The sequence below is a fragment of the Pseudomonas sp. ACM7 genome (assembly GCF_004136015.1).
Lineage (GTDB): Bacteria > Pseudomonadota > Gammaproteobacteria > Pseudomonadales > Pseudomonadaceae > Aquipseudomonas > Aquipseudomonas frigoris.
In genome coordinates, this window is the sequence record NZ_CP024866.1 from 4,086,739 (window position 1) to 4,100,428 (window position 13,690).

The following is a 13,690-nucleotide window of genomic DNA, read 5'->3' on the forward strand; positions in this document are numbered from 1 at the left end:
ACCGCTTTAACGCAGACTTCTAGGGTTTTTCATGACGCGCTACATATTCGTCACGGGCGGTGTTGTTTCTTCATTGGGGAAAGGCATCGCATCGGCTTCATTGGCGGCCATCCTGGAGGCGCGGGGACTTAAGGTCACCATGCTGAAGCTGGACCCGTACATCAACGTTGACCCGGGCACCATGAGCCCGTTCCAGCACGGTGAAGTGTTCGTCACCCACGACGGCGCCGAGACCGACCTGGACCTGGGCCACTACGAGCGGTTCATCCGCACGACCATGACCCAGAACAACAACTTCACCACCGGCCGTGTCTACGAACACGTCCTGCGCAAAGAGCGCCGTGGTGATTATCTGGGCGCCACCATTCAGGTGATCCCGCACATCACCGACGAAATCAAGCGCCGGATCATCAAGGGCGCTGGCGATGCCGACGTGGCCATGGTCGAGATCGGTGGCACCGTGGGTGACATTGAATCCCAGCCATTCCTCGAAGCGATCCGCCAATTGCGTTTCGAAGTCGGTGCCAAGCGCGCGATGCTGATGCACCTGACGCTGGTGCCGTACATCGCCACTGCCGGCGAAACCAAAACCAAGCCTACCCAGCACTCGGTCAAGGAACTGCGTTCCATCGGCCTGCAACCAGACGTGCTGGTCTGCCGCTCCGATCACCCGATCGACATCTCCTCGCGTCGCAAGATCGCTCAGTTCACCAACGTTGAAGAACGTGCGGTGATTGCGCTGGAAGACGCAGACACCATCTACAAGATCCCGGGCATCTTGCACTCCCAGGGCCTGGATGATTTCGTCGTCGAGCGTTTCGGCCTGCAATGTGGCGGTGCCGATCTGTCCGAGTGGGAAGCCGTGGTCGACGCCAAGCTCAACCCTGAGCATGAAGTCACCATCGCGATGGTCGGCAAGTACATGGAATTGCTGGACGCCTACAAGTCGCTGATCGAAGCGATGAGTCACGCCGGCATCAGCAACCGCACCAAGGTCAACCTGCGCTACATCGACTCCGAAGACATCGAAAACCAGGGCACTGCGCTGCTGGAAGGTGTCGACGCGATTCTGGTACCTGGCGGCTTCGGTCTGCGTGGCGTGGAAGGCAAGATCACCGCCGTTCAATACGCTCGCGAAAACAAGGTTCCGTACCTGGGCATCTGCCTGGGCATGCAAGTGGCCGTGATCGAGTTCGCTCGTAACGTGCTGGGCTGGAAAGACGCCAACTCCACCGAGTTCGATCGTGCCAGCGGTCATCCGGTCGTGGGTCTGATCACCGAGTGGGAAGATGCCACCGGCGCAGTCGAAACCCGTACCGAAGCGTCCGATCTGGGCGGCACCATGCGCCTTGGCGCTCAGGATTGCCTGCTGGAGCCAGGTTCCCTGGTGCACGATTGCTACGCCAAGGACGTGATCGTCGAGCGTCACCGTCACCGCTACGAAGTGAACAACAACCTGCTTCCGCAAATTATGGAAGCCGGTCTGAAAATCACCGGTCGTTCCGGTGATGGCGCCCTGGTGGAAGTGATTGAAGCCCCGGATCATCCATGGTTCGTCGCTTGCCAGTTCCACCCTGAGTTCACCTCGACACCACGCGACGGTCACCCGTTGTTCAGCGGTTTTGTTAAAGCAGCTTTGGTTCAACACCAGAAGAAGGCGTAAATCCAATGGCCCAGAAGATCATCCGCGTAGGCGATATCGAGATTGCCAACGACAAGCCAATGGTGCTTTTCGGTGGTATGAACGTGCTGGAAAGCCGAGACATGGCGATGCAGGTCTGCGAAGAGTACGTGAAGGTCACCGAGAAACTCGGTATCCCTTACGTGTTCAAGGCCAGCTTCGACAAGGCCAACCGTTCCTCCGTGACCTCTTACCGTGGCCCCGGCCTGGAAGAGGGCATGCGGATTTTCCAGGACATCAAGCAAGCGTTCGGCGTGCCGATCATCACCGACGTCCACGAGCCTGATCAGGCCGCGGTCGTCGCTGAAGTCTGCGATATCATCCAGCTGCCAGCCTTTTTGTCGCGCCAGACCGACCTTGTGGTCGCGATGGCCAAGACCGGTGCGGTGATCAACATCAAGAAGGCCCAGTTCCTCGCACCTCAGGAAATGAAACACATCCTGAGCAAATGCGTGGAAGCGGGTAACGATCAGTTGATCCTCTGCGAACGCGGATCGAGCTTCGGCTACAACAACCTGGTCGTCGACATGCTCGGCTTCGGCATCATGAAGCAGTTCGAATACCCGGTGTTCTTCGATGTGACCCACGCGCTGCAAATGCCCGGCGGTCGCTCCGATTCCGCCGGCGGTCGCCGCGCTCAGGTCACCGACCTGGCAAAAGCCGGTATGAGCCAGTCTTTGGCGGGCCTGTTCCTTGAGGCCCACCCGGACCCGGACAACGCCAAATGCGACGGCCCTTGCGCCTTGCGTCTGGACAAACTGGAGCCATTCCTGGCCCAGCTCAAAGCTTTGGACGAACTGGTGAAGAGTTTTCCGACGGTAGAAACCGCGTAATCCTCATTTCTCCGGTAAAGTACCGCACGAATTAATGCTCAGGCCCTCGGGTCTGAGCCTTATCGTCCGCAAGTCTGCCCGCTGCACATCACTTGCCGGCGATACAAGATTTCCTTCAGCTGCGTCGTTTTCGTCAACTTTGGAGTGTTTACAACAATGGCAAAAATCGTCGACATCAAAGGTCGTGAAGTTCTCGACTCCCGTGGCAACCCCACCGTGGAAGCGGACGTGCTTCTCGATAACGGCATCATCGGCAGTGCTTGCGCGCCGTCCGGTGCTTCCACTGGCTCGCGTGAAGCGCTCGAGCTGCGTGATGGCGACAAGAGCCGTTACCTGGGCAAGGGCGTACTCAAAGCCGTCGCCAACATCAACGGTCCGATCCGCGACCTGTTGAAAGGTGCAGACCCAAGCGACCAGAAAGCGCTGGATCACGCGATGATCAAGCTCGACGGCACTGAAAACAAAGGCTCCCTGGGCGCCAACGCGATCCTCGCCGTTTCCCTGGCAGCCGCCAAGGCAGCCGCACAGGATCAGGACCTGCCGCTGTACGCTCACATCGCCAACCTGAACGGCACCCCGGGTGTTTACTCGATGCCGGTTCCGATGATGAACATCATCAACGGTGGCGAACACGCCGATAACAACGTCGACATCCAGGAATTCATGGTTCAGCCGGTTGGCGCCAAGTCTTTCTCGGAAGGTCTGCGCATGGGCACCGAGATTTTCCATCACCTGAAAGCTGTTCTGAAGGCCCGTGGCCTGAGCACTGCTGTGGGTGACGAAGGTGGTTTCGCACCGAACCTGGCCTCCAACGAAGACGCTTTGAAAGTGATCTCCGAAGCCGTGGCCAACGCCGGTTACAAGCTGGGCACCGACGTGACCCTGGCACTGGACTGCGCTGCCAGCGAATTCTACGAAGACGGTAAATACAACCTGTCCGGCGAAGGCCAGGTGTTCACCGCTGAAGGTTTCGCTGATTACCTGAAAGGCCTGACCGAGCGTTATCCGATCATCTCGATCGAAGACGGTCTGGACGAGTCCGACTGGGCTGGCTGGAAAATCCTCACCGACAAGATCGGCGAGAAAGTCCAACTGGTTGGCGACGACCTGTTCGTAACCAACACCAAGATCCTCAAAGAAGGCATCGATAAAAAGATCGCCAACTCGATCCTGATCAAGTTCAACCAGATCGGCACCCTGACCGAAACCCTGGAAGCCATCCAGATGGCCAAGGCCGCTGGTTACACTGCTGTTATCTCGCACCGCTCCGGCGAAACCGAAGATTCGACCATTGCCGACCTGGCCGTGGGCACCTCGGCTGGCCAGATCAAGACCGGCTCCCTTTGCCGTTCGGACCGCGTTTCCAAGTACAACCAACTGCTGCGTATCGAAGAGCAGTTGAATGGCAAAGCCAAGTACAACGGTCGCAGCGAATTCCGCGGTTAATCGTTAATTGGTAAAAAGACACCGGATTGTGTCGGAAAAATCGCTACAGCGATGGATTTGCCACTAATCTGATGCCTTATAAGCACAAGCCTGGGTCTTCCAGGCTTCGTGCTATCAGAAGCTTCAAAGTTTTGGCATGGCTGTCTTTTTTCACTGGATACCTGATATTCGATGCGCAGTCCCAATTGGTTGTTCCTCGTCTTGCTCCTGCTGCTGGCTGGCCTGCAATACCGCCTGTGGGTGGGTAATGGCAGTCTGGCGCAAGTGGCCGAACTGACTCAGCAGATCGCAGATCAACACGCTGAGAACGAGGGGCTGCTTGAGCGCAATCGGGTGATGGACGCGGAAGTCAGTGAGTTGAAAAAGGGCATGGAGACCGTTGAAGAGCGAGCTCGTCATGAGTTGGGCATGGTCAAGGACGGTGAAACTCTTTACCAGCTGGCCCAATGAACCCTTCGTTACCGGCCTTCTGGGCTGTAATTCCTGCCGCGGGCGTCGGTGCCCGTATGGCCGCGGACCGTCCCAAGCAATACTTGCAACTGGGTGGGCGCACTATTCTCGAACACAGCCTTGGCTGTTTCCTTGATCATCCTTCCCTGAAAGGGCTGGTGGTCAGTCTTGCTGTCGATGATCCTTATTGGCCGAACCTGATGTGTGCTAGCGATCCGCGAATTCAGCGGGTTGAAGGCGGCTCCGAGCGTTCCGGGTCGGTACTCAATGCGTTGCTGCATTTGCATGCGCAAGGCGCTGACGATGAGGATTGGGTGCTGGTTCACGATGCCGCGCGGCCAAATCTGAGCCGTGATGATCTGGACAAGTTGCTGGGTGAACTCGCAGATGATCCTGTCGGTGGACTGCTGGCGGTTCCTGCACGCGATACCCTCAAGCGGGTCGACAAGCAGGGTCGTGTGGTCGAAACCGTGGATCGCAGTGTGATTTGGCAAGCCTATACGCCGCAGATGTTTCGCCTTGGCGCATTGCATCGGGCGTTGGCCGACAGTCTGGTGGCCGATGCAGTGATTACTGACGAAGCATCAGCCATGGAGTGGTCCGGCATGGCGCCGCGCCTGATCGAAGGTCGGTCCGACAACCTCAAGGTCACGCGCCCTGAAGACCTGGAATGGCTTCGTCAGCGTTGGGCTAACCGCCGTTAAAAGATCGCAGCCTCGTTTCACTCGACAGATCCTACACATTGCGGTGAACGCAGGCAATGTAGGAGCTGTCGAGTGAAACGAGGCTGCGATCTTTTGATCTTCAAACGCTGTACTCCGGCCTCAACGCCAACCCCTCCTTCAAATAATCCACCAACTTGCGCACCTTCGGCGACAGATGCCGTTGCTGTGGATAAAGCGCCCAAACGGCCGTGTTGGGCGGTTGATGCGCATCGAGCAGCGAAATCAATTCGCCGTTTTTCAGATGCTCCAGGACGTAATAGTCCGGCAGCTGACACAAACCCACGCCCTGTAACGCCGCATCCAGCACTGCTTGCCCACTGTTGCAGCGCCAGTTTCCCTGTACCCGCTGCGAAAATTCCCGCCCGTTCTGTTCCAGTTGCCAGATGTCCGAGCTGCCGATGAGGCAGTTGTGGCGGCTTAGTTCCGACAAGCTATGCGGGCGACCATACCGTTCCAGGTAGGACGGCGATGCGCACAGGTACATTCGCCGTGGCGCCAGACGTGTCGCCACCAGTCGTGAGTCTTGCAGACGGCCAAGGCGGATCGCCAGATCCAGGCCTTCATGGACCAAATCGAGAGGGCGGTTACTCAGTTCTATGTCAACGCGCAGTTGCGGATACAACCCCATGAATCGCGTCACCAGCGGCACGATGAAGCGCTCGCCGTAAGCCACGGCGCAGGTCATGCGCAGCATGCCTTTGGGTTCGCTGGTCAGGTCGCCGACTGCGCGCAAGGCTTCTTCGCGGCCGTCCTGCAAGCGCTGGCAATGTTGCAAGAATGTTTGCCCGGCTTCGGTCAGCGTGACCCGGCGGGTGCTGCGATAAAGCAGTCGCGTCTGAAGGCGCTCTTCGAGGCGTACTATTTGTCGACTGATGTGGGAGGACGAAACCCCGAGGCGTTCCGCGGCGGCCGTGAACTGGCTGCACTCGGCCACGGCGACGAACTCGTCGATACCTTCCCAGCGGTTTTCGGACATCAAGGATTATCCCTGTGTGGCAATAATGTTTTGCTTTTGTCCGGATTATTCACCGTCGGGCGGTGTATTACACTCCCTGTCTCGTTTTTATTCACTGGAGAATCCACATGATCAAGTCGCGCGCTGCCGTTGCCTTCGAGGCCAAGAAACCCCTCGAGATCGTTGAAGTCGATGTCGCCATGCCTAAGGCCGGTGAAGTCCTGCTGCGTGTGGTTGCCTCTGGTGTCTGCCATACCGATGCCTACACGTTGTCGGGCGCGGACCCGGAAGGCATCTTCCCTTCGATTCTCGGTCACGAAGGTGGCGCGGTGGTTGAGGCGATCGGTGAGGGCGTGACCTCCGTCGCCGTCGGCGATCATGTGATCCCGCTGTACACCCCGGAATGCCGCCAGTGCAAATTCTGTCTGTCGGGCAAAACCAACCTGTGTCAGGCGATTCGCGCGACTCAGGGCAAAGGCCTGATGCCTGACGGTACTTCGCGCTTTTCCTACAAGGGCCAACCAATTTTCCACTACATGGGGACCTCGACGTTCTCCGAGTACACCGTGCTGCCGGAAATCTCCGTCGCCAAAATCCCAAAAGAAGCGCCACTGGAAAAAGTCTGCTTGCTGGGCTGCGGTGTCACCACCGGCATCGGTGCAGTCCTCAATACCGCCAAGGTGAAACCAGGTGATACCGTCGCCATTTTCGGCCTCGGCGGCATCGGTCTGTCGGCGGTGATCGGCGCCGTCAAAGCCAAGGCTGCGCGGATCATCGCCATCGACATCAACCCGGCCAAATTCGAGATCGCCAAGCAGTTGGGTGCAACCGATTGTGTGAACCCGAAAGATTTCGATCGTCCGATCCAGGAAGTCATCGTTGACATGACCGACGGCGGCGTCGACTTTTCCTTCGAATGCATCGGCAACGTCCAATTGATGCGCGCCGCACTTGAGTGCTGCCACAAGGGTTGGGGCGAATCGGTAATCATCGGTGTTGCTGGTGCCGGCCAGGAAATCGCCACGCGTCCATTCCAGTTGGTGACCGGTCGCGTCTGGCGCGGTTCGGCGTTCGGCGGCGTGCGTGGCCGTACCGAGTTGCCAAGCTATGTCGAAATGGCTGAAACCGGCGAAATCCCGCTGGATACGTTCATCACCCACACCATGGGCCTGGAAGATATCAACAAGGCGTTCGACCTGATGCATGAAGGCAAGAGCATCCGTTCCGTCATCCATTTCTGAGGTCGGTCATGAGCCTGGAAAATATCTCCTGCCAGAAAAGCTTCGGCGGCTGGCACAAACGCTATCGGCACCGCTCCGATGTGCTCGGCTGCGACATGGTGTTTGCCGTGTACCTGCCGCCGCAAGCGGAGCAGGGCGGCAAACTGCCGGTGCTGTATTGGTTATCCGGCCTGACCTGCACCGACGAAAACTTCATGCAAAAGGCCGGCGCCATGCGCATGGCCGCCGAGCTGGGGCTGATCATCGTTGCCCCGGACACCAGCCCTCGCGGTCCCGATGTGCCGGGTGATCCGGATGGCGCCTGGGACTTCGGCCTCGGTGCCGGGTTTTATCTGAATGCCACGCAGGAACCGTGGTCGCGACACTATCGGATGCATGACTATGTCGTGCAGGAATTGTCCGCATTGGTCGAAGCCCATTTCCCGGCGTCGGACAAGCGCGGCATCAGCGGTCATTCCATGGGCGGCCACGGCGCGCTGGTCTGCGCGTTGCGTAATCCGGGGCGTTATCAGTCGGTGTCGGCGTTTTCGCCGATCAACAATCCGATGGACTGTCCCTGGGGGCAGAAAGCCTTTTCCCGCTACCTGGGGGAAGACCGATCGAAATGGCGCGAGTGGGATGCCTGCGTCCTGATTGCCGAAGCAAACGAGAAGTTGCCGCTGCTGGTCGACCAAGGTGATCGCGACGATTTCCTGGCCGCCCAGCTCAAGCCTGAAGCCTTGCAACAGGCCGCCAAACTGGCAGGTCATCCGCTGACGTTGCGCTTGCAGCCCGGCTACGACCACAGCTATTTCTTCATCGCAAGCTTCATTGATGACCACTTGCAGCATCACGCACGCGCCCTAGGCGCCTAATGCAGGTAGAATCACGCCCTGACAAAAATCGGGGCGTTTTTTTATGCGTATTGGCCACGGCTATGATGTGCACCGTTTCGCTGAAGGCGATTTCATTACTCTGGGCGGCGTGCGCATTGCACACGGCTTCGGGCTGCTCGCTCACTCCGACGGTGACGTCCTGCTGCACGCCTTGAGCGATGCCTTGCTCGGCGCCGCTGCGCTGGGTGATATAGGCAAACATTTCCCGGACACCGACCCGACATTCAAGGGCGCCGACAGCCGTGTGCTGTTGCGTCATGTCGTCGCACTGATCCACGCCAAGGGCTGGAAAGTCGGCAACGTCGATAACACCATCGTCGCCCAGGCGCCGAAAATGGCCCCGCATATCGAATCGATGCGCGCGCTGATTGCCGCGGATCTTCAAGTTGAGTTGGATCAAGTGAACGTGAAAGCTACCACCACCGAAAAGCTCGGCTTTGTCGGTCGCGAAGAAGGCATTGCCGTGCATTCCGTTGCCTTGTTGCTGCGCGCATGAACGAACTGCAATTGCTCGGCCCGCGGGCCTATGGCCAAGCCCTCGGCACCGCGGTACTGAAAGCCACGGCGGAAGATTTTCAGGTCGATGAAGTCCTCAATATCCCCCTCAGTGGCGATGGCGAACACTTGTGGATCTGGGTGGAAAAGCGCGGTCTGAATACCGAAGAAGCGGCACGGCGGATCGCCAAGGCGGCGGGCGTGCCATTGCGCACCGTCAGTTACGCGGGCCTCAAGGATCGTCAGGCGCTGACTCGTCAGTGGTTCAGCGTGCAGCTGCCGGGCAAGGCTGATCCTGATCTGTCGGCGGCGGAAAACGATACGCTGAAGATCCTCAAGACCGGCCGACACAAACGCAAGCTGCAACGCGGTGCTCACTCGGCCAATGGCTTCACATTGCGACTGACGCAATTCGCTGGCGACAAAGCGGCGATCGACGAGCGACTGCAACTGATCGCCAAGCAAGGTATTCCCAATTATTTCGGCGCCCAGCGTTTTGGGTTTGACGGCGGTAACGTGGTCGATGCCCGTGCCTGGGCGGCGCGTAAAGCCTTGCCGGAGCAGCGCAACGTGCGTTCGCGTTTGCTCTCTACGGCGCGCAGTTTTCTGTTTAATCAGGTGTTGGCGGCGCGTGTCGCCGATGGCAGCTGGCAGCGTGCCCAGGTTGGCGATTTGCTGGCCTTCACCGACAGCCGCAGCTTCTTTCCGGCAGGTGAAGCCGAGTGCAGCGACCCGCGTCTGGCGATTCTCGATCTGCACCCGACCGGTCCGCAGTGGGGCGAAGGTGACTCGCCGGCCACTGGCGCTGTCCATGAACTGGAGCAGGCAATCGCCACTCGCGAAGCGGACTTGCGTGATTGGTTGATTAACGCCGGTATGAGCCACGAACGTCGCATCCTGCGGCTGCCCATTGGTGGGTTGACGTGGCATTATCCCGAGCCTGACATTCTGCAACTGGAATTCGTCCTCCCGGCCGGATGCTTCGCCACCGTATTGGTGCGCGAGCTCGTTGATCTGGTGCCGGTGGGGCAGACGGACAGCCCATGCGTATTCTGATTTCTAACGACGATGGGGTAACCGCACCCGGTCTCGCCGCGCTTTATGCTGCGCTGGCGGATTACACCGAATGCGTGGTTATCGCCCCGGACCAAGACAAAAGCGGCGCCAGCAGCTCGCTGACGCTCGACCGTCCGTTACACCCGCAAACCCTGGCCAACGGCTTTATCAGCCTCAATGGCACACCGACCGATTGCGTGCACCTGGGCCTCAATGGCTTGCTGGAGCGCGAGCCGGACATGGTGGTTTCGGGCATCAACCTGGGTGCCAACCTGGGTGATGACGTGTTGTATTCCGGCACCGTGGCGGCGGCCCTTGAGGGACGTTTCCTGGCGCGGCCTTCGTTTGCCTTTTCGTTGGTCTCACGGCAAGTGGAGAACCTTCCCACAGCTGCGTACTTTGCGCGCAAACTGGTAGAGGCTCACGCGGACCTTGAACTGCCACCGCGTACGGTACTGAACGTGAACATTCCCAATTTGCCGCTGGATCACATCCGCGGTATTCAGCTGACCCGCCTCGGACATCGCGCACGTGCTGCAGCGCCGATGAAAGTGGTCGATCCGCGCGGTAAATCCGGTTACTGGATTGCGGCGGCGGGGGATGCCGAAGACGGCGGCCCGGGCACCGACTTTCATGCGGTGATGCAAGGCTATGTTTCAATCACCCCACTGCAACTGGATCGCACCTTTAATGATGCCTTCAGAAGTCTCGATGGCTGGCTGGAGGGGCTGAACTAATGGCTCGTGAACAAGACGATATTCTGCGTCGCGGCATCGGGATGACCTCACAACGGACCCGTGAGCGCCTTATTCAGCGCCTGTATGAAGAGGGAATTTGCAACGCCAAGGTGCTGGAAGTCATTCGCCGTACACCGCGTCACCTGTTCGTCGACGAGGCGCTGGCTCACCGTGCCTACGAAGACACGGCGCTGCCGATCGGCAATAACCAGACCATCTCGCAGCCTTATATGGTGGCTCGCATGAGCGAGCTGCTGCTGGAGGCAGGTCCTCTCGACAAGGTGATGGAAATCGGCACCGGCTCGGGCTACCAGACTGCGGTGTTGTCGCAACTGGTCGAGCGAGTATTTTCCGTCGAGCGCATCAAGGTTCTGCAGGATCGGGCCAAGGAACGCCTGGTGGAACTGAACCTGCGCAACGTGGTTTTCCGCTGGGGTGATGGTTGGGAAGGCTGGCCGGCGCTGGCGCCGTACAACGGCATTATCGTGACCGCGGTGGCGACCGATGTACCTCAGGCGCTGCTTGATCAATTGGCGCCGGGAGGGCGGCTGGTGATCCCGGTCGGATCGGGTGAGGTTCAACAATTGATGCTGATCATCCGGGAAGAGCAGGGCTTTTCCAGGCGTGTTCTGGGGGCTGTTCGCTTCGTCCCGTTACTCAATGGGCCGCTCGCCTGAGCATTTGTTTCAGCGCGCTGAATTCTCTTCGATTGCTCCTGTCTTACAGCGGCATCGATCAGTTAAACGGGATTCATCGTCAGGCAGCAAACGTGTGCGCGAAGCCATTTCGCTTCATTAAAGGTAAAGCCTGCACGGCCCGTTATACTTGCGACATTTCATGCCGGAACACGGCAATCCACATTTTCAGCCACCACAAAGGGAGCGGCGGGTGAGTCTCACAGTCATTGCGCAGCGAATGGGTAAAACGAGCTTTCAGCGCCTGGTGACTGGCCTTGTCTTGAGCACCTTGCTGGTCGGTTGCTCCAGCAACAAGTCGAGTGATGTACGCGTCGTCGATCGCAATAACGCCGTCGCGCAGCGTCCGGCAGTGACCACGGGTCAATACGTCGTTCGACCTAAAGACACCTTGTTCTCCATTGCCTTTCGCTACGGCTGGGACTACAAAGCCCTCGCTGCACGCAACAACATTCCTACGCCTTATACGATCCATCCGGGTCAGACGATTCGCTTTGACGGTCGCACCGGCTCAACGCCGACGCCGGTGGTCAGCGCCGCCGATTCAACGCCTTCTTCGTCGCTGAAAACCACGGTTATCCGGCGCCAGGCGAATGGCGCAACTACGAGCACAGCAGTGGTTGCACCGTCCGTCGCCAGCAAGCCGACCCCTGCTCCGATGCCTCCTGCCGGTCCGGCCCCGACCGGCTGGGGGTGGCCATCTAATGGCATTCTTATTGGAAAATTCTCTTCAAACGGCAGTTTGAATAAAGGAATTGATATCGCTGGGGATTTGGGACAGCCTGTTTTAGCTGCGTCTGATGGGACGGTGGTATACGCCGGGAGTGGCTTAAGGGGCTACGGCGAATTAGTCATCATCAAACACAGCGATACCTACGTAAGTGCCTACGGACATAACCGCAGGCTGTTGGTTCGGGAGGGGCAGCAGGTCAAAGTCGGACAGACAATTGCCGAAATGGGGTCAACAGGTACAGACCGGGTGAAGCTGCATTTTGAGATTCGCCGACAAGGTAAACCTGTAGATCCGCTGCAATTCCTTCCACGTCGTTGATCGCTTTCCAGCCTGTTCCGTCGCGTAGAGGGAACAGGCTCCAGCGTTGCCAAGGATAAAGGCGCCGCTTGAGCCTGAGGTCGAACTCACCAAAGGACTATAACAATGGCTCTCAGTAAAGAAGTGCCGGAGTTTGACATCGACGATGAGGTTCTCCTGATGGAGACCGGCATCGGTACGGATTCGATGTCGAATGATGAAGGGGCTGCTCCACCTTCCGTTCGTGCCAAATCCAAACACTCCGCCTCGTTAAAGCAACACAAGTACATTGACTACACGCGTGCACTCGATGCCACGCAGCTGTACCTCAATGAGATTGGATTTTCCCCTCTGCTGTCCCCCGAAGAAGAAGTTCATTTTGCGCGCTTGTCGCAAAGTGGAGATCCGGCTGGGCGCAAACGCATGATTGAAAGTAACCTGCGGCTGGTGGTGAAAATCGCCCGGCGTTACGTCAATCGTGGCCTGTCGCTGCTGGACCTGATCGAAGAGGGCAACCTCGGGCTTATCCGGGCAGTAGAGAAGTTCGACCCCGAACGCGGCTTCCGCTTTTCGACCTACGCGACCTGGTGGATTCGTCAGACCATCGAGCGCGCGATCATGAATCAGACCCGGACCATCCGGTTGCCGATTCATGTGGTCAAAGAGCTCAACGTGTACCTGCGGGCTGCACGGGAGCTGACGCAAAAACTCGATCACGAACCCTCGCCCGAAGAAATTGCCAACCTGCTGGAAAAACCAGTGGGAGAGGTCAAGCGCATGCTCGGCCTGAACGAGCGGGTTTCTTCGGTCGACGTCTCGCTGGGTCCGGATTCGGATAAAACCCTGCTGGACACCCTTACCGATGACCGTCCAACCGATCCATGTGAACTGTTGCAGGATGACGACCTGTCCCAGAGCATCGATCAATGGCTCTCGGAGCTGACCGACAAGCAACGCGAAGTGGTGATACGCCGCTTCGGCCTGCGCGGTCACGAGAGCAGCACGCTTGAAGATGTAGGCCTGGAGATTGGCCTGACCCGGGAGCGGGTCAGACAGATTCAGGTTGAAGGCCTGAAGCGTCTTCGGGAGATTCTCGAGAAGAATGGCCTGTCGAGCGAGTCGCTGTTTCAATAAGCAATTTGCTGAGTAAGCCCTATAAAGCCCCGACTGGTTCGCAATGCTGTTCACTTAAGCGGAGCAGCCTTGCGGTTAACCGGATACCGGGTTTTAGACATCTTCACCGCCCTAGGCCTCGCAGGCCTGGGGCGTTTTACTATGAAGAGCACACCAATGCTGCCGCGAAGCTCGTCCAGGCGTCTTGGCGTGTGTGAGGGCGAGACCGCTCCGGCCATGACCACTAGATGGCTGGCGATGTGCTGACAGGCAAACTTGAAACTCACCTCGCTGGGAGCCCGCTTATGAGCTACAGCCGCCTGACTGGCTTCTCGACGCACTACGTTATAAGCCAGTA

The 13,690-nt window shown here is 58.4% G+C and carries 14 protein-coding genes and 1 pseudogene; 13 read left to right on the plus strand and 2 right to left on the minus strand.

What is annotated here, in order from left to right; translation table 11 throughout:
• Positions 1 to 31 precede the first annotated feature (31 nt).
• The 5 genes from CUN63_RS19325 (at position 32) to ispD (ending at position 5,114) form a co-directional block, all read left to right on the plus strand.
• Complete coding sequence (locus CUN63_RS19325) at positions 32 to 1,663, plus strand: CTP synthase (protein ID WP_129441639.1); 1,632 nt, start codon at positions 32 to 34, stop codon at positions 1,661 to 1,663.
• Positions 1,664 to 1,668: 5 nt separating this feature from the next.
• Positions 1,669 to 2,514 (plus strand): 3-deoxy-8-phosphooctulonate synthase, encoded by an 846-nt coding sequence (gene kdsA / locus CUN63_RS19330; RefSeq protein WP_046054578.1) that lies wholly within the window; start codon positions 1,669 to 1,671, stop codon positions 2,512 to 2,514.
• A gap of 156 nt (positions 2,515 to 2,670) precedes the next feature.
• The gene (eno, locus tag CUN63_RS19335; protein ID WP_033059918.1) at positions 2,671 to 3,960 is read left to right on the plus strand and encodes a phosphopyruvate hydratase; all 1,290 of its coding nucleotides are present in this window, start codon (positions 2,671 to 2,673) and stop codon (positions 3,958 to 3,960) included.
• Positions 3,961 to 4,131: 171 nt separating this feature from the next.
• Positions 4,132 to 4,410 (plus strand): cell division protein FtsB, encoded by a 279-nt coding sequence (gene ftsB, locus CUN63_RS19340; RefSeq protein ID WP_008028992.1) that lies wholly within the window; start codon positions 4,132 to 4,134, stop codon positions 4,408 to 4,410.
• On the plus strand, positions 4,407 to 5,114 hold the full coding sequence (ispD, locus tag CUN63_RS19345) for a 2-C-methyl-D-erythritol 4-phosphate cytidylyltransferase (RefSeq protein ID WP_129441641.1): 708 nt from the start codon (positions 4,407 to 4,409) through the stop codon (positions 5,112 to 5,114). Before ftsB ends, ispD begins: the two co-directional genes overlap by 4 nt.
• A 100-nt stretch (positions 5,115 to 5,214) precedes the next feature.
• Here ispD and CUN63_RS19350 read toward each other — a convergent pair whose 3' ends face one another.
• The gene (locus CUN63_RS19350; protein ID WP_129441643.1) at positions 5,215 to 6,111 is read right to left on the minus strand and encodes a LysR substrate-binding domain-containing protein; all 897 of its coding nucleotides are present in this window, start codon (positions 6,109 to 6,111) and stop codon (positions 5,215 to 5,217) included.
• A 107-nt stretch (positions 6,112 to 6,218) separates the two neighbouring features.
• On the opposite strand from CUN63_RS19350, the gene CUN63_RS19355 reads away from it, so the two are divergent.
• The 8 genes from CUN63_RS19355 (at position 6,219) to rpoS (ending at position 13,353) form a co-directional block, all read left to right on the plus strand.
• Complete coding sequence (locus CUN63_RS19355; RefSeq protein ID WP_129441645.1) at positions 6,219 to 7,331, plus strand: S-(hydroxymethyl)glutathione dehydrogenase/class III alcohol dehydrogenase; 1,113 nt, start codon at positions 6,219 to 6,221, stop codon at positions 7,329 to 7,331.
• An 8-nt stretch (positions 7,332 to 7,339) separates the two neighbouring features.
• The gene (gene fghA, locus CUN63_RS19360) at positions 7,340 to 8,185 is read left to right on the plus strand and encodes an S-formylglutathione hydrolase (RefSeq protein ID WP_129441647.1); all 846 of its coding nucleotides are present in this window, start codon (positions 7,340 to 7,342) and stop codon (positions 8,183 to 8,185) included.
• A gap of 43 nt (positions 8,186 to 8,228) precedes the next feature.
• Entirely contained in the window at positions 8,229 to 8,702 is a 474-nt protein-coding gene (gene ispF, locus CUN63_RS19365) for a 2-C-methyl-D-erythritol 2,4-cyclodiphosphate synthase (protein ID WP_010462780.1), read from the plus strand.
• Complete coding sequence (gene truD, locus CUN63_RS19370) at positions 8,699 to 9,757, plus strand: tRNA pseudouridine(13) synthase TruD (RefSeq protein ID WP_129441649.1); 1,059 nt, start codon at positions 8,699 to 8,701, stop codon at positions 9,755 to 9,757. The genes ispF and truD overlap by 4 nt, the downstream gene beginning before the upstream one ends.
• A complete protein-coding gene (gene surE, locus CUN63_RS19375) occupies positions 9,745 to 10,494 on the plus strand; it encodes a 5'/3'-nucleotidase SurE (protein WP_129441651.1) in 750 nt (249 codons plus the stop codon). The genes truD and surE overlap by 13 nt, the downstream gene beginning before the upstream one ends.
• Before the next feature lie 41 nt (positions 10,495 to 10,535).
• The gene (locus CUN63_RS19380; RefSeq protein ID WP_177327881.1) at positions 10,536 to 11,171 is read left to right on the plus strand and encodes a protein-L-isoaspartate(D-aspartate) O-methyltransferase; all 636 of its coding nucleotides are present in this window, start codon (positions 10,536 to 10,538) and stop codon (positions 11,169 to 11,171) included.
• Between the two features lie 211 nt (positions 11,172 to 11,382).
• Entirely contained in the window at positions 11,383 to 12,240 is an 858-nt protein-coding gene (locus tag CUN63_RS19385; RefSeq protein WP_129441653.1) for a peptidoglycan DD-metalloendopeptidase family protein, read from the plus strand.
• A gap of 105 nt (positions 12,241 to 12,345) precedes the next feature.
• Positions 12,346 to 13,353: an RNA polymerase sigma factor RpoS gene (gene rpoS, locus CUN63_RS19390; protein ID WP_008154012.1), complete on the plus strand. Its 1,008-nt coding sequence runs from the start codon at positions 12,346 to 12,348 to the stop codon at positions 13,351 to 13,353.
• A 50-nt stretch (positions 13,354 to 13,403) separates the two neighbouring features.
• Here rpoS and CUN63_RS19395 read toward each other — a convergent pair.
• Positions 13,404 to 13,690, minus strand: a pseudogene (locus CUN63_RS19395) (IS4 family transposase); the annotation flags it as partial.

Coding starts and splice junctions, on each gene's coding strand:
- CUN63_RS19350 (WP_129441643.1), bottom strand. CDS start 6,111: ATGTCCGAAAACCGCTGGGAAGGTATCGACGAGTTCGTCGCCGTGGCC.
- ftsB (WP_008028992.1), top strand. CDS start 4,132: ATGCGCAGTCCCAATTGGTTGTTCCTCGTCTTGCTCCTGCTGCTGGCT.
- surE (WP_129441651.1), top strand. CDS start 9,745: ATGCGTATTCTGATTTCTAACGACGATGGGGTAACCGCACCCGGTCTC.
- ispF (WP_010462780.1), top strand. CDS start 8,229: ATGCGTATTGGCCACGGCTATGATGTGCACCGTTTCGCTGAAGGCGAT.
- CUN63_RS19325 (WP_129441639.1), top strand. CDS start 32: ATGACGCGCTACATATTCGTCACGGGCGGTGTTGTTTCTTCATTGGGG.
- kdsA (WP_046054578.1), top strand. CDS start 1,669: ATGGCCCAGAAGATCATCCGCGTAGGCGATATCGAGATTGCCAACGAC.
- rpoS (WP_008154012.1), top strand. CDS start 12,346: ATGGCTCTCAGTAAAGAAGTGCCGGAGTTTGACATCGACGATGAGGTT.
- ispD (WP_129441641.1), top strand. CDS start 4,407: ATGAACCCTTCGTTACCGGCCTTCTGGGCTGTAATTCCTGCCGCGGGC.
- eno (WP_033059918.1), top strand. CDS start 2,671: ATGGCAAAAATCGTCGACATCAAAGGTCGTGAAGTTCTCGACTCCCGT.
- CUN63_RS19380 (WP_177327881.1), top strand. CDS start 10,536: ATGACCTCACAACGGACCCGTGAGCGCCTTATTCAGCGCCTGTATGAA.
- CUN63_RS19355 (WP_129441645.1), top strand. CDS start 6,219: ATGATCAAGTCGCGCGCTGCCGTTGCCTTCGAGGCCAAGAAACCCCTC.
- fghA (WP_129441647.1), top strand. CDS start 7,340: ATGAGCCTGGAAAATATCTCCTGCCAGAAAAGCTTCGGCGGCTGGCAC.
- truD (WP_129441649.1), top strand. CDS start 8,699: ATGAACGAACTGCAATTGCTCGGCCCGCGGGCCTATGGCCAAGCCCTC.